The sequence below is a fragment of the Elusimicrobiota bacterium genome (assembly GCA_040757695.1).
Classification (GTDB): Bacteria; Elusimicrobiota; UBA8919; order UBA8919; family UBA8919; genus JBFLWK01.
Genome location: JBFLWK010000257.1, coordinates 1 through 1,089 on the forward strand (window position 1 = coordinate 1; position 1,089 = coordinate 1,089).

Below are 1,089 nucleotides of genomic sequence, written 5' to 3' on the forward strand. Positions count from 1 at the left end.
AACACGTATCAATATGAGTTTACATTGATTTACACTGAAATTTAACTCATAGTGAAAAGCTCTTTCAATAGGGATAAATCAAAATCCTGAATCCCAAAGATGACATTATCATAGAGTTTATACATAGATACCTCTGAAATACTTTCTTGATAAGAGAAATGGGCAAAAGCAATTAAACACATCCAAATAAAAATTTCCTGAGAGATTGTTCTATGCTGCTGACAGCGTTTTATACCAATGCAACTCTTTAAAAACCTGAAACTTTCTTCAACTTTCCATCTGGAAGTATATGATTTAACAGCTTTTTGCATATTCATTAGCATTCTATTAGTAATAAAATAACGCTCTTTGCGCCTAAAAACTTTGACTTTTGTTTTATTATTCAATTCACCTTTAACTTCACCAAAACCTCTTGGGATTAATTTTTTGAGAGGTGTTTTACTAAACTTCCTGCTGCTTCTACACCTCATAATGCAGGGCCAACCATAATCGGTTAAACGTTTTATCAGTTTATTAACATCGTAAGCTCCGTCTGCAATAAAGATTTTAGGTTTGACATGAAACTCATTGCGCAATCTGCCAATAAATTTCAAAGTAAGTTCCGTAACAGAGCCGCTTTCCTTATGGTAAAAAGCAAACCCAATTGGAATTGTTAGATTATCTTTGTTCAAAAGAAATAACACCACTTTATATCCACGGCAATACCCCCCATTATTGAGAATTTTCAGCTTTCTTGTTATATGTTTAAGGCCATACTTGCCATTAATAGTTTCATCTGCTATTAAATTCCATCCATTTTTACAGAATTTCTTTATAAATTCCGGAATTACAATCACATCTTTGTTCTTGATGTTTGTAAATTCTGTCAGTAATTCGGCGTAAACTCTTTTGGGAATTTGTGAAGAATGAAATTTACCGAAAGTAAGGATTTGCTTGATAAAAAGGTGTGTTGCTTGTAACATAATATATACCTCTATTTTGGAGTTTGGACACTTCTAAAATAGAGGTTTCATATATTTTTTGCAACCTTATTTAAAATTCAGTATAAGATAAAATCATATATCGGTTACTTCCGTTGATTGATATATT

The 1,089-nt window shown here is 31.6% G+C and carries 1 protein-coding gene; it reads right to left on the bottom strand.

The window, feature by feature from the left end; translation table 11 throughout:
- Positions 1-41: 41 nt before the first annotated feature.
- Positions 42-962: a transposase gene (locus AB1349_14605; protein MEW6558557.1), complete on the bottom strand. Its 921-nt coding sequence runs from the start codon at positions 960-962 to the stop codon at positions 42-44.
- Positions 963-1,089 lie beyond the last annotated feature (127 nt).

What these genes read in the sequence shown, in the direction of transcription:
- AB1349_14605 (MEW6558557.1), bottom strand. Translation starts at nt 962, where the DNA reads ATGTTACAAGCAACACACCTTTTTATCAAGCAAATCCTTACTTTCGGT.